Genomic DNA, 18201 nt, shown 5'->3' on the forward strand with positions numbered 1-18201 from the left:
TGTCGTCTGTTATTCTGCAGCTTGTTGTGACGATCGAATGGCGGGCAGATTCTTCACCAGCGCGGCCAGCTCGGCGATCTCCTGCTCGGTGAGATCGGTCAGCGGCGGGCGGACCGGGCCGGAATCGCGGCCGATCACCTTCATACCGGCCTTGATGATCGAAACCGCATAACCCTTCTTGCGGTTGCGGATCGCGATCAGCGGCAGGATGAAGTCCTTCAGCCCGGCGTGGATGGTCGTATGGTCGCGCCTGCGCACCGCGGCGTAGAAGTTGGTGGCGAATTCCGGAACGAAGTTGAACACGGCCGAGGAGTAGGTCGTCACGCCCATGTCGAGATATGGTAGCGCGAAGGTCTCCGCGGTCGGCAGGCCGCCGATATAGGTCAGGCGGTCGCCGAGCTTGGTGTAGACGCGGGTCATCAGCTCGATGTCGCCGATGCCGTCCTTGTAGCCGACGAGGTTCGGGCAGCGCTCGGCGAGGCGAGCGAGCGTGTCGGGCTGGAGGATGGCGTTGTCGCGGTTGTAGACGATGACGCCGATCTTCACGGAGGCGCAGACAGCCTCGACATGGGCGGCAAGGCCGTCCTGCTCCGAATGGGTGAGATAGGGCGGCAGCAGCAGCAGGCCGTCGGCGCCGGCCTTCTCTGCGCCAACAGCGATCTCGCTGGCGGTTGCGGTGCCGTAGCCGGTGCCGGCGAGCACGGGCACGCGGCCTTTGGTCTCGTCCACGGCGATCTTGACGATCTCCGGCACTTCGGTCGCCGTCAGCGAGAAGAACTCACCGGTGCCGCCGGCGGCGAACAGACCTGCAACATCATAGCCGCACAGCCAGTCCATGTTGGCGCGGTAGGTCGCCTCGTCGAAGGAATAGTCCGCTTTGAATGGTGTGACGGGGAAGGACAGGAGGCCCGATCCGATCTTCTGGGCCATTTCCTGCGGGGTCATCTTGCTCATGGGCGCGGCTCCCTTGTCCGGTGTTGTGGAGGACGCAAGCCTGCGCGTCCATGCGCCGTGGTTTAGGAGACCGTTCGATGCGCGTCCAAGCCAAAGCCTATATCGACCAATGCGAAATCAGCATCAATCTTCCATCGGGTCCGCGGAGGACAATTCACCGGCGATTTTGACCAGTGCCGACAGCAGCGGATTCTCGTCGTCGCGGCGCCAGACCATGAACAGCTCCACCGGAAGGCGCGTGCGCAGCTTCAGGGGACGCAGGCGGACGTCGGAGATCTTCAGCCCGGCAGCCGCGGCCGGCACGATGGCAAGGCCGAGGCCGGCGCGGACCATGGCGAGGATCGAGTGGATCTGGCTGAGATGCTGAACGTAGCGCGGCAACACGTCGGCGCGGGTGAACAGCGCCACCAGCAGATCGTGGAAGTAGCGGCTCTCGTAAGGCGAATACATCACGAAGGGCTGGTCGTCGAAATCCTTCATGGTGATGCTTTCGGCGGTCGCAAGGGGATGCTTCTTCGGGATCGCGGCGAGCAGGGGTTCGGCGACGACGCGGCGGCTGGCCACTTCGGGGCGCGCGATCGGCGGGCGGAGCAGGCCCGCGTCGATTTGACCGGAACTGAGCGCCTCGAACTGGTCGCCCGAGACCATCTCCTTCAGCGAAAAATCCACCTCCGGCAGCTTGGCGCGGCAAGCCGCGACCAACTCCGGGAGGAAGCCGTAGGCGGCGGCCGCCGTAAAGCCGATCTTCAACGAGCCGGTCTTGCCGAGCGCGATGCGGCGGGCGACCTGCGAAGCGCTCTCCGCAAGCTTCAGGATCCGGCGTGCTTCCGGCAGGAAGCTGCGCCCGGCCGGCGTCAGCCGCACCGAGCGGCTGGTCCGCTCCAGCAGCGGCGCATCGATGATGTGCTCGAGCACCTGGATCTGCCGCGACAGCGGCGGCTGCGTCATGTTCAGCCGCGCGGCGGCGCGGCCGAAATGCAGTTCTTCGGCCACAGTGACGAAACAGCGAAGCTGGTTGAGGTCGAACATCGATACATGCCTTAAATGGATAAGGCGTTTCCTCGGCGCTTCTAGCATCAATCATCCCCAAAACAAAGACGGCGGCTTTTTCGGCCGCCGTTGAGTTGCCTGTCCTGCTCCGATCGCTCGGAACGCTCAGGAGGAACGTTTGAGCACCACCCGCTCGATCTTGCCGACCACCACGAGATAGGCGAATGCGGCCGCCAGCGCGTTGGCGCCGACGAAGACGAGCGCGCCGTTGAAGGAGCCGCTCGCCACGTCCGCTACGGACACAACTGCGCTCATCAGGCGCCTCCCTAGAACTCGAACTGTTGCCTCACCGCGACTCCTAGAGGCGCACGCGGCAAAGTGTCAAAGTTGAAGGGAGTATCGATTGATGCCGTTTTTGGATCGATGGGGCAGAGCGCTAGGTGCGTTGTGGTGCGGCGGTGCCACCGCTGTCTGTGCCGCATTTCGTCGCGTCGCGGCGGTCGCTGGACGGTGACGGAGGTCAGCTTTGCCGCGCTTGGGAACATCTCTGCGCCCGGCGGATTTACCTCAAGTCGAAACAGCTACGGAGATTGAAATGCCCGCTCGTCTTCAAATCTCGGCCATGGTGTTCATGATGGCGCAGGCTGTGCTGTTCGGTGCAGGCATGCTGGGGATTCTGCTCAGTCCCCTCCGTGATAATGCCTCGTTTTACATTCCGGTCATGATCGTGCTGAGCGCAATTGCCTCGGTCGCGATCGCTTGGGAAATCGCGCCGCGGTTGCAGATGCGTTACTGGCGCAGCCGGGGCGTCGACCACGATTTCATTTCCGGCTGAACCCCCAGCTTTAACGTCGAAGCAACGTTGCCTGCCGTTACTGCTGCGCGCCCGGCAGCAGCGGCGCGAGCAGGCTGCGTGTTACGCCCGGCGGCACGGCGTCTAACCCAAGTATCGCGCTCGCGGCCGGCAGCGTGGCATCCGCCATTGCGGCGTGGCCCTCGGCGCTCGGATGCACGGCGCCGCCATAGACTGCTGACAGCACGCCCCAGGTGGCGTCGTGAATGTCGGTCGGCTGGCTCGCCGCCGGCAGCCCTTGCGGATAGGTCATCGCGGCAAAGTAACTGTCATTGGCGTCGCGGATCCAGCGGGCGCGGGGCAGGTAGGCGCGATATTCGGAGGCGCCGCGACCGCACAGCATCGGCTGGCTCGCCGCGCTGACGATATCCGGATTGAAGCTCTGGCCGTTCTCGGCAAAGCAAGTGCGGTCGAATTCGGGATCGTTGCCGGCATGGGCGCAGAAGCCGTGATCGGCGAACGCGGCCTGATGCGAATCCACGAAGGTCATGCGGTCGGCTTCGGGATCGCGGCACAGCGCGCCGCGCGTGCAGGTGGCGAGGCCCTTCAACTGCGGCAGGAACTCGGTGTCGACGAAAGTCGAGACGCGGGCGATACGCTGGGGGTCGGCGTTGAAGGACGGATGGATGTCGAAGCCGGCGCGGCCGCCGCGGCAGGGCACGCCGCCGTCGGCGAGCGCGGGATTGGCGTAGGAGACATAGACCACGTGCGAGAGTTCGCCGCCGACCAGCGGTTTCAGCGCCTCGCGCAGCTTGACGAAATTCTGCGGCAGTTCGCGCGCGAGCGCATCGCGGGAATCGTCGACGCTCGCCATCACGCCGGAGCGGCGGAAAATAGCGCGTTCGGTCGCGGTCTCGACGATGACGTCGGCGACGAGGCCGGAGAAATAGACATCGTTGGCGCCGACCGAAAGCAGCACGAGGTCGAGGTTGCGGTCGGGCTGGCGCTTCTTCGCGGCGGTGAGCGCTTCGCGCAGCTCGGCGACCTGCGCGTTCACACTGGTGTTGCAGACGCCGGTTTTGCCGGGCGGGCATTCGCGGGCACGCTGCGAACCGAGCAGACCATCACTGATGCTGGCGCCGGTGCAGGCGAGCGGCAGGAAGGTCACCGCGATGTGGGTGTAGCGGACCGCGAGCGCGAGCGCCGTGCGGGCCTGGTAGCTGTAGAGCGAACGGTGGCAGGGCGAGTTGAACCAAAGCGCGCCATAGCGCTGCCAGTTGGCGAGCGTATCGGGTGCCTCGCAGGCGCGGCCGCCCTTGTAGCCGGCGCGGCTCGGCCGGTAGTACTGCGCACCGGCGGTGCCGAGATAGGAGCGGAAGCAGAAGCCTTCGTCCGACAGCGCCAGCGGCCGGTCCGGATTGCCTTCGCCCGAGGCGATGCTGTCCCCGAGCCCGGCAACGAAGATGTCGCGAACCTGGATCTCGGTCTGGACGCGCTGTGTCGGGTCGGAGCCGGAGGAGACGTCCACGCTCGCGACCGTCTGCTTGCCGTAGCGGACCCGCAGATTGATCGGCTCGGCGCAGTCGAAGGTCGATTGTTGTGGCCCTTCGCCATCGTCGAACGACCAGGCGCAGGTGGCACCGACCGGTACCGCGCCGGTCAGGCGCACCGTGACGGGATGGTCGATCGGGGTGATGTAGTTCTCTTTGACGTTGTCGCGGGTGCAGGGCTGGTTGACGCGGCCCTGCAGGTCGATGCAGAGCCGGTTGACCATGTTGCGGGCCCAGCCGCGGCCCTCGCTCTGCAGCTCCAGCGACTGCTCGGCGGCGAGAATGCTGCGGTTACGCGCGTTCTCGACGTGGAGCAGGAAGTCGCGCTCTTCGCGAAAGAGGCGAAAGCGGTTGCGCACCTCCCAATTGATCTGCATGGCGCCGGCGTCCTGCGCGGCGGCGTGCTGGAGCGGCAAAGACGTCAGGATTCCGACAAGCAGCTGAGCGCCTACGGAGAGGGTACGAAGGGAATAAGGGATCATGGCCCGCGTGTTCAACGGCAAAGTTGAGGCGGAAATAAGAGAGGATTGCTCCGCCGCCTGCAACCCTTGTTTGGACCGTCCAGCCTCTTAACGCTTGCTGGCCTGCCGCAGCGACCGCTCGCGCTCCATCGCTGCCACCTGCTTGGGCAGGTTGGCCTGAGCGCAGGCCTCCGCCAGCCGCCGTCGCTCCTGCCAGGGCTCGACCACGTTCATCCAGAGCTCGCGCGCGCCCATGATGGAGATGGCGAGACCGAACGGGATCACGAAATAGAGGATGCGGAAGACCAGCAAGGTCGCCAGCAGCTGCTCGCGGCCGAATTCGGGCAGCGCCACCAGCATGGCGGCGTCGAACACGCCGAGCGAGCCCGGGGCGTGGCTGGCAAAGCCGAGCAGCGTCGCCAGGATGAACACGACGGAGAGCGACAGGAAATCGATGTGCGGATTGGCCGGCACAAGCAGGTACATCGCCAGCGCGCAGAAGCCGAGATCGACCACGCCGATCAGGATCTGCACCAGCGTCAGCGGCGCCGACGGCAGCACCACCTTCCAGCCCTTCTGGCCGAGCTCACGGCGCTTCTCCCCCATGCACAGCCAGACCAGATAGGCGGCGATCGAGGCAAGACCGCCAAACGCGATCAGCCGGTTGATCGACGACGGCAGCTGATCCATGTAGGTGGCGGCATCCGGATGGATGGCCATGCCGATCGAGAGCACGAAGATGTTACCGAGCCAGAAGGTCAGGCCGGACAGGAAGCAGATCTTGGCAACGTCGATCGCGTTCAGCCCGTAATCCGAATAGATCCGGAAGCGGATCGCGCCGCCGGTAAACACGGTGGCTCCGATGTTGTGGCCGATCGAATAGGATGTGAAGCTGGAAAGTGCTGCGATGCGATAGGGCACGTGCTTCTTGCCGATCGTTCGCAGCGCAAAAAAGTCGTAGAAGGTCAGCGTACAGAACGCGAAGACGACGCAGATCGCCGCCAGCCCGATATTGGCGCGGGGAATTTCGGTCAGCGCGGTCAGGATGACGCCGGTATCGATCCCCTTGAGGGTGCGCACCAGCGTGGTGACCGCGAAGGCGATGATGAAGACGCTTGCGGCAATGCCGAGCCGTCGCCAGCCGATCCATCTCTTGAAGCCGCGTTTCAGCGCGGGCAGCAGTCCGTGCATTCATCCTCCCGGCAGGGGGCAAGACCGACCGGGCCAGACATTGGCCGGTCGGGTACGATCAGTGCCCGAACTGGGCGTCGATCGCTAGGCATGATGTAGCTCATTTAAGGCAAAAACAGCGACTTGTGCAGCCCTTGACAAGGATAGGTTCTGCGTTCGGCGACCGCTTTTGTCATATGTGGTTCACATCCGGCGCGTTAAGCATATGAGTCGCGCGGCCGCGGGCCGACCGTGCGTCCGTAAGTTACCATGATCGCAAATCCGACCATCACCGACATTGTTCCAGCGCAAGAGCTTGCGGACTTTTAGGAACGTCGGTGCCGTGCGCTGGTTAGCGCCTCATCAGCAATCGAACATGGCGGAATAGGCGGCTTTTCTTGTGAGCCGGTGCCGTCATGTTCCCGAAACCCGAGAGGATCGGAACGATGGGACTGTTCACCAAGGACATCAAGACTATGGACGATTTGTTCGTGCACCAGTTGCAGGACATCTACTACGCCGAACAGCAGCTCACCAAGGCGTTGCCGAAAATGGCGGACAAGGCCACCGATCCGCAGCTGAAGCAGGGCTTTTTGACGCACCTCGAGGAAACCAAGCAGCACGTCAAGCGCCTCGAGGAAGTGTTCAAGATGCACGGGACGCAAGTGAAGGCGGTGGACTGCCCGGCGATCGACGGCATTATCGAGGAAGCCGAGGAGACCGCCGGCGAAGTCGCCGACAAGGCGGTGCTCGACGCGGCGCTGATCAACGCGGCGCAGGCAGCGGAGCATTACGAGATCGTCCGTTACGGGAGTCTGATCGCCTGGGCCAAGCAGCTTGGCCGCACCGATTGCGCGGCCGTGCTCGCCAAGACGCTCGAGGAGGAGAAGGCGACTGACAAAAAACTCACCACGCTTGCCGAGAGCAAGGTGAATCTGCGCGCCGCCAGCTAACGCGAAGCTGCTGCCTGAAACGCCGCGCGGTTCTTCGCGCGGCGTTTTCGCGTTCAGCCGCGGCGTAGCGCGAAATGCGCGCCGCAGAACGCCATCACCGCGCCAAGGCAGAGCGCGGCCAGCCCGGCGAGCACGCCCGAGACGGTCGGGATCGGGCTTGGCGCCGAAGCCACCTGGCCCGCACCCGCGAGCAGGAGCACGCCGACCGCGATCAGAAACTGCCGCATGCGCTGCGGGATCTGGCCGTCGGCGGCGCTCTGCATCAACGTCGCGGTGAAATAGCCGCCGGAAAAACCGACCGTGGCGATCAGCCACCAGGCGATCGCCGCGCCCGCGGGAATGAACTCATGCGTATCGGAATGCCAGAGGCCGCCGAGGTCGAGGCCGTAGCGCGCGCCCAGCATGTGCACCGCGAGCGCGAGCAGCACGCCGGAGATCACGGCGGCGCCGAGAATCAGGCGTCTCGGAAAAAAGGTCGTCTCAGCCATGTCCCGCTTGTAGGATGGGCGAGGGCGATCGTGCAAGCGGATCGCGGACGGGATTGCGGTACGGGATTGCGCGCAGGGGATTGATCGTCGAGATGCAGGTGTCGGAAGCTGAGGTGCCTTCGGGTGAGAGCTACGCCTACAAGGCGTCGCTGATCGGCTCGGCGCATCGCTTCGAGCTGACGGACGAGGGGCTGTCCTGGCACATCTCCGGCCGCTCCGGTCTGTGGCGCTATGACGAGATCAGCGCGATCCGGTTGTCGTTCCGCCCGGTGTCGATGCAGCAGCACCGCTTTCGCGCAGATGTCAGCCATGCCGGTGGCGGCCGCATCAGGATCCTGTCGACGAGCTGGCAGACCCCGGCCCTGGTGGCGCCGCAGGACAATGGATTTCGCGATTTCATCGTCGCCCTGCACGCGCGGATGGCGAAGGCCGGCAGCCGTGCGACACTCACGGCAGGCCTCGGCCGCAACACCTACGCCGCGGTGCTGGCGTTCCTGGCCGTGCTGGCGGTGGCGATGACGGGGCTGCTGATCCGCGCGCTCATGATCGGCGAGTTCGCCGGCGCGCTGTTCATCCTCGGCTTTGCCGCGCTGTTCATCTGGCAGGTCGGCGGCTTCGTCCGGCGCAACCAGCCGCAAAGCTACAGCTTCGATCGCGTGCCGAAGGCCTTGCTGCCTTAGCGCTACTCCGTCGAGTCGAAATCCTCTTCCTTGGTGCCAAGCAGCGAGACGAGCGTGCGCAGGCCGGAATCGAGTTGCTCGGGCGAGGGCGGGGCGAGCGCGAGCCGCACTGCGTTCGGCGCGTGTCCATGCGCGATGGCGAAGGTCGAGGACGGCGTCAGTGCAATGCCGCGCCGGGCGGCCGCGGCGACGAAGGTCTGCGAGCGCCAGTGCGGCGGCAGCGTCAGCCACAGATGATAGGAGCGCGGATCGGCCGCGAGCTGGTAGCCGGCGAGCAGCCGTGCCGCGGTGTGCTGGCGGCGCGTGGCGTCGATCCGCTTCAGCCGCGTCAGCTCGGCGACGGTGCCGTCAGCCATCAGCCGCTGCCCGGACGCAAGCGCGTGGCCCGAGGCGATCCAGCCGCCGGTGCGGACCGCGCCCATCACGCTCTCACGCAGATGTGGCGGTGCGACCATGATGCCGAGCGCAAGTCCGGGCGCGACCTTCTTGGACAGGCTGTCGATCACGATGCAGCGGTCGGGCCCGAGCGCCGCCAGCGGCGTGTCGTCGGCGAGGAAGCCGTAGACGGCGTCCTCGATGATGGTGAGATTGAGCTTCTCGGCGACGCGCATGATGTCGGCGCGCCGCGTCGCATTCATGGTGACGCCGAGCGGGTTCTGGATGATCGGCTGCAGATACAGCGCCGACAGATGCGCTTCGCGATGCGCCTTCTGGATCGCATCGGGGCGCGCGCCGAATTCGTCCATCGGAATCGGAACGAGCGTCACGCCCAGCCGCGCCGCGATGCTCTTGACGTAGGGGTAGGTCAGCGCCTCGACGCCGCAGCGGCCGCCGGTGGGGACGAGTGCCGCGAGCGCGGCCGCGAGCGATTGCTTGCCGTTGGCGGTGAATACGATCTGCTCGGCCTGCGGCGCAAAATCCTTGCGCGCGAGATAGGCGGCGGCCGCATTGCGCGCGCTCTTGGTGCCGGTGCTGGTCGAGACGCGCAGCGCGGATTCGAGCGCGTCGACGCGCTCAAGCCCGGCAAGGCTCTTGGCGATCATCGCCCATTGTTGCGGCAGCAGCGGGTAATTGACCTCGAAGTCGATCCGCGCGTCGCGCGGCTCGCTCAGAGCCTCGACCTCGCGTCTGATGTCGCCGGAGATGAAGGTGCCGCGGCCGACCTCGCCGACGACGAGGCCGCGGCGGAGCAACTCCGTATAAACACGGCTCGCGGTCGAGACTGCAATGCCACGGTCATAGGCAAAATTGCGCTGCGGCGGCAGCCGGTCGCCCGGCCTTAACGTGCCGTTAGAAATATCCGAGGCAATAGCATCGGCAAGCTTCACGTACTCGAACTTGGACATTATTGCACCGAGAGCAATGTTTTTCTTGCTCCGAGCAATGTACTGGAGCATTTAAGTTCCATCAAGGTCCGCGATTGTGCCGAGGAGAGCGAGAGCAATCCGATGGCAAATGAGGTGCAAACGCTCAGGCGTCTGCGCCAACGGCATCCGCTTCGCCGCGTAGACCACAGGCCGGAGAAGAAACATGACATGACCACGATTTCCCAAACTGCCGGGCGGAGTCTGCGCCCAGCCTCGTCGAGCGGATTTTTCAGCACGCTCGTCAACGCCGCCTATGCCCTGTTCGATCGTCTGGAGCACCGCACGGCGGTCAAGACGCTGAACGAGCTCGATGACCGCGCCCTGCGCGACATCGGGATCAACCGCAGCCAGATCGAGGACGCGGTGTACGGCCAGTTCAAGGCCGAGCTGACGCGGTATCTGTAAGCGACTGTCGCGACGCCCGGCGGGGCCGGGCGTGGTGACGTGTACCGTCCCCGCATCGTCATTGCAGACACAGCTTCGCGGCCTCGCGGCGCATTTTGCCCGAGCTTTTGCTTCGCCGCCTCACCCTCGTGAAAGAGGGCGCAGGGAAGACCGGGCGCCGGCTGGCACCCGCGGTCCACTGTGCGAAGTTGCAGTGAGAAATCTGCACAGCGGCATACAGGTGTAGCCAGGACAGCCCGGCCTTCCCTGCGCAGTGGTTTTACGGCTTATGTCGTACTCTCCCCGGGGAGCGATGCACTATTGCCCCCGTCGCCTTGCGGATGGCTGATGCACGCGCCCGGTCGGGCCGCCACATCACCGCAACGCTTGACGCCAGCCTGCGGGCGCCAGGACCACACGATTTTGCCGTACGCAGATCACACCGGTCGTGTGCGCGCCGCTTTCGCTCACGGTTGCCCGCCCTGCGATGCCTTTCGCGCCGATGTAACTCACGTCCACCGCCGTCCGGCCCGCGTTCGTGACGATCGCGATACGCCCCTCTTCCTTGGGCCGGAGTGAGCGACAAATACGCTGTTTCCGAATTTCGATAAAGTGGAATATTTTCGACGGCGGCCATTGACCGGCAGCTTGGGTGTTTTGCCCGACGGGCACTCAAGTGCTTGTAGCCCGCATTTCGCTGCGCTGCTTCCGGGCTACGAACAGAGCCCGGTGTAACGCTCAGTGCCTCACCACCAGCACCGAACACGTAGCGTAGCGTACCACATGCCCCGCATTCGACCCGAGGAAGTAGGTGCGCATCGCCGGCCGATGCGAGGTCATCACGATCAAATCGGCCTTCATGTGCACGGCTTCCTCGAGGATCTCGTGATAGATGCCGCCCTGGCGCACCACGCTGGAGATGCGGGAGGCATCGATGCCGGATTCGCGCGCGACGATGGCGAGCGCTTCCTCCGAGGTCTGGCGCTGCTGTTCGTCGAAATCGGCCGGCACGTATTCCGCCAGCATCACCGGCGTCATCGGCAGCACGTTGAGCAGGCGTACCGTGCCGCCCCAGGTCTGCGACAGCGTTGCCGCGGTCGCGATCGCAGGCTTGGCGAGGTCGGTGTCGGCGAGGTCGATGGGCACGAGAATGGACTTGAACATCTGCGCCTCCAAATCTTCCGGTCAGGACGTCCTGCCGGCACGTCGCGCGATCAACCCGATCGAAGCGGCCTCGCGTTACCGAAGTAGCTTTGGGCTCACGAACAGCACCAGCTTGCCGCGGCGGTAGGCCACGTCGCTCCAATCCTTGACGTCAAAGTCGAAGATCGCAAGCCCCGCGGTGGGCAGGTTGTCGGCCAGCGCCTTGGCGCCGGCCGGATCGCCGCTGCCCATCAGCATCAAGGCGGCCTCGTGCATGCCGGGATTGTGGGCGATCAGCAGCAATTGCTTCGGGTTGGCCGGGGCGGTTGCAGTGCGAATGGATTCAAGGATCTGTGCGGGATCGGCGCCGTAGAGTTCCGGCAGGACCTCGACCTGCGGCGCCGCGACGCGGTCCTTCATCGTTTCCCAGGCCGCGTCCCAGGTCTGCCTTGCACGGACGGCGTGCGACACCAGCACCGCATCGGGGAAGGGGGGGTGGGCGGCGATCCAGTCGCCGATCCGGGCCGCGTCCTTGTGGCCGCGGTCGTCGAGGCGGCGATCCTGGTCACGGCCGCTCGGCGCGTCGGTCTCGGTCTTGGCGTGACGCAGCAGCATCAAACGGCGCATGGCATTCTCGAATCGTTATACGTCCAGGATATCCAAATGGATCATCTACAGGCGCCGGCCGAGGGCAAGGTGACAACGGCCCGCACGGTCCTCTCAAGCGCGACGAGATTAGGACAAATCCTCTTCGCGCTTAAATTTTTCGTTTGGAGCATGATCTTTTCGGAAAACCGCTGCACACTTTTCCGGATCATGCTCTAAGAAAACGACATGAGCGAGACTTTCACAAGCGTGGCCCAGGAAGAAGCCGGCTTTCGCGACCGCACGCGGCTGTCGTTCGATCTCGATGCCGACATCTGCGTGATCGGGGCCGGGCTCGCCGGGCTCTCGATCGCGCTGGAGGCGGCGCGGCTCGGGGCCAGCGTCGCGGTGCTGGAGGGCCGCCATATCGGCTGGAACGCCTCCGGCAACCAGCTCGGCACCGTGATGCCGGGCTTCGCGCTGCCGCTGACCGACCTGATCGAGCGCATCGGCTTTGAGGACGCGCGCGAATTGTGGGCGATGTCGAAGGAGGGCGCCGAGTTCGTCCGGGCCAACGCCACCGAGGCGAACATGCCGGGGATCGGGCCTAGCGACGGGGTGCTTGAGGTCTCCAATGTCGATGCCGGCGACCGGCTGATCAGCCGGCTGCAGATGCTTCACGAGGATTTCGACACCGAGGTCGAGGGCTGGCAGGTCGATCGCGTCCGCGAGGCACTCAAGACCGACCATTACTTCCACGGCGTCTACTATCCTCGGGCGTTCCAGGTCGACGGCCGCAAATACGTGCACGGCCTTGCGGCGCTGGCGCGGCGGGCAGGCGCCCGCATCTTCGAGGATACGCCGGTCGTCAGCATCGATCATTCCGGCATCCGCAAGCGCATCGTCACGCCCTCGGCGCGGCTGCGCGCCACGCACATCGTGCTGGCCGGCAACATCCACCTCGGCGCGCCCTTGAGGCGTCTGTCGGAGACGCTGCTGCCGGTCTGGCGCTATGCCGGCATCACAGCGCCTCTCGGCGAGCGTCTGCACGAGATCATCGCCTTCAAGGGATCGGTGATGGATTCCGACGGCGTCGACCATTTCCGCATCGTCGACGGCGACCGGCTGATGTGGGAAAGCCCGGAGACCACCTGGGCGGCGCGGCCGCAGCGCTTTGCAGGCAGCGTCAGGCGGCGGATCCGATCGATCTTCCCTGAGCTCGGTCATGCCGAGATCACCGACATGTTCGGCGGCGCCACCGGCCAGACCGTGCACGGCATGCCGCAGATCGGCCAGTTGCGCAAAGGCCTGTGGGTGGCGAGCGGGTTCGGCCGCCAGGGCATGAACACCTCGGCCATGGCCGGACAGCTGATCGCGCGCAGCATCCTGTTGGGCGACGAGCGCTGGAAGTTGTTTTCGCCGTTTGAGCTGGTCTGGGCCGGGGGCGCGACCGGGCGGGTCGCGGGCCAGCTGGTCGGGGTCTGGGGCCGGGCGAGCTCCGCCGCCGCGGGCTCGCTCGCCCGCTACCGCGAGCGTGCCAGGATCAAGGACCGCGAGCGCGAGGCGCGGCTGGCCGAAGCCAACAGGGCTGCCGGAACCGGTCCGCGCCGTCCGCCTCCCGGCGTCCGGCCGCGACTGGCCCCGCCGCCGAAACCTGCGGCCGCGGAGGTGGAACCGGCCTCGCACGACGGCGGCGTCTCGCAATAGACCCGAGAAAAATTCCGCCCGGAAGTGTAACGTCGGCCGTTAGAGCCCGTATCTCAGGACGTGGGACTCCCCGCGCACGGAGAATGAGATGTTTGACCGCCGCATCCTGCTAACGACCGTCGCCGGCCTATTCGGCCTTTCGGCCTTCCGCTGGCTGAGAGGAACCCCTGCCGAGGCCGGCGAGAAGGCCGCGCAGAAATTCGAGATCGAGAAGACGGACGCCGAGTGGCGCGCCCAGCTCACGCCGCAGCAATATGAAATTCTCCGTAAGGAGGGCACCGAACGGCCGGGCTCCAGCCCGCTGCTGAAGGAACACCGCAAGGGCGTCTTCGCCTGCGCCGGCTGCGACCTGGCGCTGTTTGCGTCCGACACCAAGTTCGAGAGCGGCACCGGCTGGCCGAGCTTCTACCAGCCGATCGAGGGCAATGTCGGCAAGACCGAGGACCGCACCTACGGCATGCTTCGCACCGAGGTGCATTGCCGTCGCTGCGGCGGCCATCTCGGCCATGTCTTCGACGACGGTCCGAAGCCGACCGGATTGCGCTATTGCATCGACGGTTTCGGGCTGGTGTTCCACCCGGCTGCGGCATCCGCCACGTGAGCGTTGGGTGAGGTTTGATCCCGGCAATTGTTGCCGGCCCGGCAATTGTGCCCCGGTCATCTGACCGGGGTCCATCTATTTAAGTCATTGATTTCATGAGAAGACCTGCATTGGCATAGCCCTTGCGAATGTCTCCTCCGACTGCGGCCCCGTCGACCGGCTGCCGAGATCGGATTTGGAGACAAAGTTATGGGTATCTTCGATGCAATGAACACCTCGGTGGGTGGCCTGCAGGCGCAGTCCTACGCGCTGCAGAACATTTCCGGCAACATCGCGAACTCATCCACCACCGGTTACAAGGGCATCGGCACCAGCTTCGTCGATCTGATCCCCGACTCCTCCACGCCGAGCAAGCAGGTCGCAGGTGGCGTGACGGCCAATGCGAAGGCCACCATCACCACGCAGGGCACCATCTCGGGCTCCAGCGTCGCCACCAACATGGCGATCACCGGCGACGGCTTCTTCTCGATCCAGAAGGCGACCGGCACCGTCGACAACGTGCCGGTGTTCAGCGGCGTCACCTACTACACCCGTCGCGGCGACTTCCAGCTCAATGCCAACGGCAATCTGGTCAACGGCGCCGGCTACTATCTGATGGGCGTTGCGGTCGACTCCAAGACCGGCAACCCGACCGGCAGCGTGTCGACGGTGCTGAAATTCCAGAACAACTTCATCCCGGCGCAGGCGACCACCTCGATCCAGTACGCGGCGAACCTGCCGACCCAGCCGAACACCTCGGCGAGCACGACGGCGGCAAGCGGCACGCTGCTGGCGGAAGGTGGCCTGAACCCATCTGACTTCGCGGCCAACCCGCTGCCGGTGGGCACGCCGCCCGCGCCCTACACCAACGCAACGGCGTCCGGAGCGGCCGCCACCGGCAATATCCGCTCGGCCTATTCGTCGACGACCGCGACGGGCACGACTGCACTCCAGAACAACTCCTCGGCCGTGGCCTCGACCACCACGTCCCTCGACAACTCCGTGGGCACGCATCTCGCCTCCAGCATCCTCACCGCGCTGAGCGGCCAGACGCTGACGATCAACGGCAACACGATCACCTTCAACGCCGGCACCACGGTCACGACGGCCGGCAGCAACACCACGATCGGTCTCGGCGCGGGCACGACGGCAACGGTTGCCGACATCCTGGGCGCGATTCAGACCGCCGGCGGCGCTGGCGTCACGGCGTCGCTGAGCGCCAGCGGCAACATCGTGATCTCGAGCGGCACCGGCACCGACGTGGCGGTCAACAGCGGCACGGCAGCCACGGCCCTTGGCATCACCAGCGTGACGCGCGGCGGCAACGTCCTGTCCTCGCCGGCGATCTCGGGCGCCACGGTGCTGAGCGGCTCCGCGACGGCCGGCGGCGCCCAGGTGCTTTCGTCCGGCTTCGGTGCCGGCGACACCATCACGGTCGACGGCCAGACGCTGACCTTCATGGCCTCGGGCGCGTCCGGCCCGAACCAGATCAACATCACCGACAACATCACGACACTGCTCGGCAAGATCGATGCTCTCGCCGGCGCCTCGGGATCGTCGGTCAGCAGTGGCGGCGTGATCACGCTGAACACCGGCACGGCTGCCAATCTGTCGGTGTCCAGCTCCAACAGCGCCGCCTTCGCCGCGCTCGGCTTCACCTCGACCATCACCAAGAACCGCAATGGCGGCGGCACCGCCGGCACCGGCGGCGTGATCGGCAACGACATCTCGACCTTCACCAAGGAATCGATCAGCGGCGGTGCAGTCACGGCCTACAACGCCGCCGGCACGCCCGTGAATCTGCAACTGCGCTGGGCCAAGACCGACAGTGCCTCGCTGGGCGCGGGGCATGCCGACACCTGGAACATGTTCTACCAGACCGATCCGAATGCGACCGGCACGACGGTCGGCTGGGTCAACACCGGACAGGCTTTCACCTTTGGCAGCGACGGCTCGCTGACCTCGCCGACCGGCTCGGGCATCACCATCAACAACGTCTCCGTCAGCGGTCAATCGCTCGGCTCGGTCGCCTTCAACATCTCCACGGGCGGGCTGACGCAATATGCCAGCACCAGCGGCGCGGTGACCATCAACACCATCACGCAGAACGGCTACGCCGCCGGTCAGCTCCGTTCGGTCGCCGTCAACAACAGCGGCCTCGTGGTCGGCACGTTCTCCAACGGCCAGAACCTCAACCTCGCCCAGGTGACGCTGTCGCACTTCAACGGCACCAACTATTTGAAGGCGATGGACGGCGGCGCCTACGCCGCGACCGAACAGTCGGGAACCGCCATCGACGGCGCCTCGGGCAGCATCAGCGGCTCCTCGCTGGAAGGCTCGAACACCGACATCGCCGACGAGTTCACCAAGCTGATCGTGACCCAGCAGGCCTATTCGGCCAACACCAAGGTGATCACGACGGCGAATTCGATGGTGCAGGACCTCCTCAACGTATTGCGCTGACCGGCGCGTGACGTAACCAAAGGCGGGTAAGTACACATGGGTTTGAGTTCAGCCCTTGCCAGTGCGATGAGCGGACTGCGTGCCAACCAGGCCGCGCTCTCGATCGTCTCGTCGAACGTCGCCAACTCGCAGACGCCGGGTTACGTCGTCCAGACGCCGAACCAGATCGAGGTCACCACCGGCGATTTCGGCTCGACGGTGATGACGACCGGCGTCAGCCGGGAGCTCGACACTTATGTGCTGAACCAGCTGCGCACCGAGACCGGCGGCAGCGGCTATGCCGACCAGATGGCCAGCATCCTGAAGCAGCTTCAGAATGTCTATGGCACGCCGGGCAACAGCGGCACGCTCGAAACCGCGCTGAACAATTTCACCACCGCGCTGCAGGCGCTGTCGACGAGCGCGGGCTCGTCGTCGGCACAGACGGTTGCCGTCGGCGCGGCGCAGACGCTGGCGCAGCAGCTCAACGTCACCACCAAGGGCATCCAGTCGCTGCGCTCCAACGTCGAGCAGGACCTCGGCAACTCGGCGCAGCAGGCCAATCTGGCGATGAAGCAGATCGCCGACATCAACACCAAGCTCCAGGGCCTCTCGTCAAACGATCCGTCCGCCGCGACGCTGATGGACCAGCGCGACCAGGCCATCAACACGCTGTCGAAATATGTCGACGTCCGGGTCACCACCGACGGTTCGAACCAGGCCAACATCTACACCACCACCGGCATCCAGCTCGTCGGCGCGGGGCTCGCCTCGGAGTTCTCGTTCTCGTCGGCCGGCGCCCTGACGGCGACCTCGCAATACAACATCGATCCGGCCAAGTCCGGCGTCGGCGCGTTCAACATCAAGCTTCCGAACGGCTCGATGGTCGACGTCGTCGCCAACAACGTGGTGTCCTCCGGACAGATCGCGGCCGATTTGAAGCTGCGCGACCAGACGCTGGTGCAGGCGCAGAACCAGATCGACCAGCTCGCCGGCACGATGTCGAGCGCGCTGTCGGACAAGACCACGGCCGGCAGCACCGTCTCCGGCCCGCCCGCCGGTTTCGACATCGATCTTGCCGGCGCGCAGCCGGGCAACACCGTCAACATCAGCTATACCGACACGACCACCAACACCCAGCGCCAGATCACGCTCGTCAACGTGACCGACCCGGCCGCCCTGCCGCTCCAGAACGCCACCAACGCCAACCCGATGCAGATTGGCGTGAACTTCAACGGCGGCATGGGCGCGATCGCCTCCGCGCTCAACACCGCGCTGTCAGGCGCGCATCTGACATTCTCCGCCGCCCCGTCGCCGGCGACGGCCACGACGCTGCGTATCACCGACGACAGCACCGGCCTTGCCAAGGTCAATTCATCCTCGGTGACCAAGACGATCTCGTCGCTGACCTCGGGCAATCCGCAACTGCCGCTGTTCACCGATGGCGGGCAGGCGCTCTACACCGGCGCGATCACGGCGTCGGGCTCGCAGATGACGGGCCTTGCCGGGCGCATCGCCGTGAACACGCAGCTGGTCACCGATCCAACCAGGCTGTCGGTCTACAGCACCTCGCCGGTGACGCCCACGGGCGACACCACGCGCTCGGACTATCTCTATTCGCAGCTGACCAATGCGGTGTTCTCCTATTCGCCGCAGACCGGGCTCGGCTCGGCGAACCAGCCCTTCACCGGCAGCGTCTCGAACTACCTCCAGCAGTTCCTGAGCGTTCAGGGCAATGCCGCGACGCAGGCGACCCAGCTCCAGCAGGGTCAGAGCGTTGTGGTCTCGACGCTTCAGGCGAAGTTCAACTCGACCTCCAGCGTCAACCTCGACTCGGAGATGTCGAACCTGATCCAGCTCCAGAATGCCTATGCCGCCAACGCCCACGTCATGTCGGTGGTGCAGAGCATGATGAATACGTTGCTCCAGGCGCAAGTGTAACCAGTACAGGGCC

The 18201-nt window shown here is 65.3% G+C and carries 17 protein-coding genes; 8 read left to right on the forward strand and 9 right to left on the reverse strand.

The window, feature by feature from the left end; translation table 11 throughout:
• Positions 1-9 precede the first annotated feature (9 nt).
• The 3 genes from kdgD to WHZ77_RS11090 form a co-directional block, all read right to left on the reverse strand.
• Positions 10-954, reverse strand: a complete 945-nt coding sequence (gene kdgD, locus WHZ77_RS11080; protein WP_375313705.1) for a 5-dehydro-4-deoxyglucarate dehydratase — start codon at positions 952-954, stop codon at positions 10-12.
• Positions 955-1077: 123 nt separating this feature from the next.
• Entirely contained in the window at positions 1078-1983 is a 906-nt protein-coding gene (locus tag WHZ77_RS11085; RefSeq protein WP_375313706.1) for a LysR substrate-binding domain-containing protein, read from the reverse strand.
• Positions 1984-2109: 126 nt separating this feature from the next.
• Positions 2110-2259, reverse strand: a complete 150-nt coding sequence (locus tag WHZ77_RS11090) for a hypothetical protein (RefSeq protein WP_375314891.1) — start codon at positions 2257-2259, stop codon at positions 2110-2112.
• 280 nt (positions 2260-2539) lie between these two features.
• Between WHZ77_RS11090 and WHZ77_RS11095 the strand changes: the two genes are divergently transcribed.
• Positions 2540-2779 carry a hypothetical protein gene (locus WHZ77_RS11095; RefSeq protein ID WP_375313707.1) on the forward strand — a complete coding sequence of 80 codons (240 nt, stop codon included), beginning with the start codon at positions 2540-2542 and terminating at the stop codon, positions 2777-2779.
• Between the two features lie 37 nt (positions 2780-2816).
• Here the strand turns inward: WHZ77_RS11095 and WHZ77_RS11100 are convergent, their stop codons facing one another.
• Together WHZ77_RS11100 and WHZ77_RS11105 are read right to left on the reverse strand one after the other, a co-directional pair.
• Positions 2817-4769, reverse strand: coding sequence for a hypothetical protein (locus tag WHZ77_RS11100; RefSeq protein ID WP_375313708.1), 1953 nt, complete (start codon positions 4767-4769; stop codon positions 2817-2819).
• Between the two features lie 87 nt (positions 4770-4856).
• Entirely contained in the window at positions 4857-5939 is a 1083-nt protein-coding gene (locus WHZ77_RS11105) for a YbhN family protein (protein WP_375313709.1), read from the reverse strand.
• Positions 5940-6364: 425 nt separating this feature from the next.
• On the opposite strand from WHZ77_RS11105, the gene WHZ77_RS11110 reads away from it, so the two are divergent.
• Complete coding sequence (locus tag WHZ77_RS11110; RefSeq protein ID WP_015684923.1) at positions 6365-6871, forward strand: ferritin-like domain-containing protein; 507 nt, start codon at positions 6365-6367, stop codon at positions 6869-6871.
• Positions 6872-6924: 53 nt separating this feature from the next.
• On the opposite strand, the gene WHZ77_RS11115 is transcribed toward WHZ77_RS11110, so the two are convergent.
• On the reverse strand, positions 6925-7359 hold the full coding sequence (locus WHZ77_RS11115; RefSeq protein WP_015684924.1) for a hypothetical protein: 435 nt from the start codon (positions 7357-7359) through the stop codon (positions 6925-6927).
• 92 nt (positions 7360-7451) lie between these two features.
• Here WHZ77_RS11115 and WHZ77_RS11120 point away from each other — a divergent pair, with 92 nt between their 5' ends.
• A complete protein-coding gene (locus WHZ77_RS11120; protein WP_375314704.1) occupies positions 7452-8039 on the forward strand; it encodes a hypothetical protein in 588 nt (195 codons plus the stop codon).
• Between the two features lie 2 nt (positions 8040-8041).
• On the opposite strand, the gene WHZ77_RS11125 is transcribed toward WHZ77_RS11120, so the two are convergent.
• On the reverse strand, positions 8042-9385 hold the full coding sequence (locus tag WHZ77_RS11125) for a PLP-dependent aminotransferase family protein (protein ID WP_143840804.1): 1344 nt from the start codon (positions 9383-9385) through the stop codon (positions 8042-8044).
• Between the two features lie 189 nt (positions 9386-9574).
• On the opposite strand from WHZ77_RS11125, the gene WHZ77_RS11130 reads away from it, so the two are divergent.
• Positions 9575-9811, forward strand: a complete 237-nt coding sequence (locus WHZ77_RS11130) for a DUF1127 domain-containing protein (RefSeq protein WP_375313710.1) — start codon at positions 9575-9577, stop codon at positions 9809-9811.
• A 717-nt stretch (positions 9812-10528) separates the two neighbouring features.
• On the opposite strand, the gene WHZ77_RS11135 is transcribed toward WHZ77_RS11130, so the two are convergent.
• Positions 10529-10954: a universal stress protein gene (locus WHZ77_RS11135; protein WP_375313711.1), complete on the reverse strand. Its 426-nt coding sequence runs from the start codon at positions 10952-10954 to the stop codon at positions 10529-10531.
• Positions 10955-11029: 75 nt separating this feature from the next.
• Positions 11030-11560, reverse strand: a complete 531-nt coding sequence (locus tag WHZ77_RS11140; protein WP_375313712.1) for a histidine phosphatase family protein — start codon at positions 11558-11560, stop codon at positions 11030-11032.
• Positions 11561-11767: 207 nt separating this feature from the next.
• On the opposite strand from WHZ77_RS11140, the gene WHZ77_RS11145 reads away from it, so the two are divergent.
• The 4 genes from WHZ77_RS11145 to flgK all read left to right on the forward strand — a co-directional run bounded on the left by WHZ77_RS11145 (position 11768) and on the right by flgK (position 18188).
• Entirely contained in the window at positions 11768-13225 is a 1458-nt protein-coding gene (locus tag WHZ77_RS11145; protein ID WP_375313713.1) for an NAD(P)/FAD-dependent oxidoreductase, read from the forward strand.
• Positions 13226-13313: 88 nt separating this feature from the next.
• Positions 13314-13826 (forward strand): peptide-methionine (R)-S-oxide reductase MsrB, encoded by a 513-nt coding sequence (msrB, locus tag WHZ77_RS11150; protein ID WP_375313714.1) that lies wholly within the window; start codon positions 13314-13316, stop codon positions 13824-13826.
• A 189-nt stretch (positions 13827-14015) separates the two neighbouring features.
• On the forward strand, positions 14016-16268 hold the full coding sequence (locus WHZ77_RS11155; RefSeq protein ID WP_375313715.1) for a flagellar hook-basal body complex protein: 2253 nt from the start codon (positions 14016-14018) through the stop codon (positions 16266-16268).
• A 36-nt stretch (positions 16269-16304) separates the two neighbouring features.
• The gene (gene flgK / locus WHZ77_RS11160) at positions 16305-18188 is read left to right on the forward strand and encodes a flagellar hook-associated protein FlgK (protein WP_375313716.1); all 1884 of its coding nucleotides are present in this window, start codon (positions 16305-16307) and stop codon (positions 18186-18188) included.
• Positions 18189-18201 lie beyond the last annotated feature (13 nt).

The sequence above is a fragment of the Bradyrhizobium sp. A5 genome (assembly GCF_042076515.1).
Taxonomy (GTDB): domain Bacteria; phylum Pseudomonadota; class Alphaproteobacteria; order Rhizobiales; family Xanthobacteraceae; genus Bradyrhizobium; species Bradyrhizobium cosmicum.

Excerpts from the sequence above, each read along its gene's own strand:
- WHZ77_RS11120 (WP_375314704.1), top strand. The coding sequence starts at position 7,452 with ATGCAGGTGTCGGAAGCTGAGGTGCCTTCGGGTGAGAGCTACGCCTAC.
- WHZ77_RS11110 (WP_015684923.1), top strand. The coding sequence starts at position 6,365 with ATGGGACTGTTCACCAAGGACATCAAGACTATGGACGATTTGTTCGTG.
- WHZ77_RS11095 (WP_375313707.1), top strand. The coding sequence starts at position 2,540 with ATGCCCGCTCGTCTTCAAATCTCGGCCATGGTGTTCATGATGGCGCAG.
- WHZ77_RS11125 (WP_143840804.1), bottom strand. The coding sequence starts at position 9,385 with ATGTCCAAGTTCGAGTACGTGAAGCTTGCCGATGCTATTGCCTCGGAT.
- msrB (WP_375313714.1), top strand. The coding sequence starts at position 13,314 with ATGTTTGACCGCCGCATCCTGCTAACGACCGTCGCCGGCCTATTCGGC.
- WHZ77_RS11145 (WP_375313713.1), top strand. The coding sequence starts at position 11,768 with ATGAGCGAGACTTTCACAAGCGTGGCCCAGGAAGAAGCCGGCTTTCGC.
- kdgD (WP_375313705.1), bottom strand. The coding sequence starts at position 954 with ATGAGCAAGATGACCCCGCAGGAAATGGCCCAGAAGATCGGATCGGGC.
- WHZ77_RS11115 (WP_015684924.1), bottom strand. The coding sequence starts at position 7,359 with ATGGCTGAGACGACCTTTTTTCCGAGACGCCTGATTCTCGGCGCCGCC.
- WHZ77_RS11135 (WP_375313711.1), bottom strand. The coding sequence starts at position 10,954 with ATGTTCAAGTCCATTCTCGTGCCCATCGACCTCGCCGACACCGACCTC.
- WHZ77_RS11130 (WP_375313710.1), top strand. The coding sequence starts at position 9,575 with ATGACCACGATTTCCCAAACTGCCGGGCGGAGTCTGCGCCCAGCCTCG.
- WHZ77_RS11105 (WP_375313709.1), bottom strand. The coding sequence starts at position 5,939 with ATGCACGGACTGCTGCCCGCGCTGAAACGCGGCTTCAAGAGATGGATC.
- WHZ77_RS11085 (WP_375313706.1), bottom strand. The coding sequence starts at position 1,983 with ATGTTCGACCTCAACCAGCTTCGCTGTTTCGTCACTGTGGCCGAAGAA.
- WHZ77_RS11140 (WP_375313712.1), bottom strand. The coding sequence starts at position 11,560 with ATGCGCCGTTTGATGCTGCTGCGTCACGCCAAGACCGAGACCGACGCG.
- WHZ77_RS11090 (WP_375314891.1), bottom strand. The coding sequence starts at position 2,259 with ATGAGCGCAGTTGTGTCCGTAGCGGACGTGGCGAGCGGCTCCTTCAAC.
- WHZ77_RS11100 (WP_375313708.1), bottom strand. The coding sequence starts at position 4,769 with ATGATCCCTTATTCCCTTCGTACCCTCTCCGTAGGCGCTCAGCTGCTT.
- WHZ77_RS11155 (WP_375313715.1), top strand. The coding sequence starts at position 14,016 with ATGGGTATCTTCGATGCAATGAACACCTCGGTGGGTGGCCTGCAGGCG.
- flgK (WP_375313716.1), top strand. The coding sequence starts at position 16,305 with ATGGGTTTGAGTTCAGCCCTTGCCAGTGCGATGAGCGGACTGCGTGCC.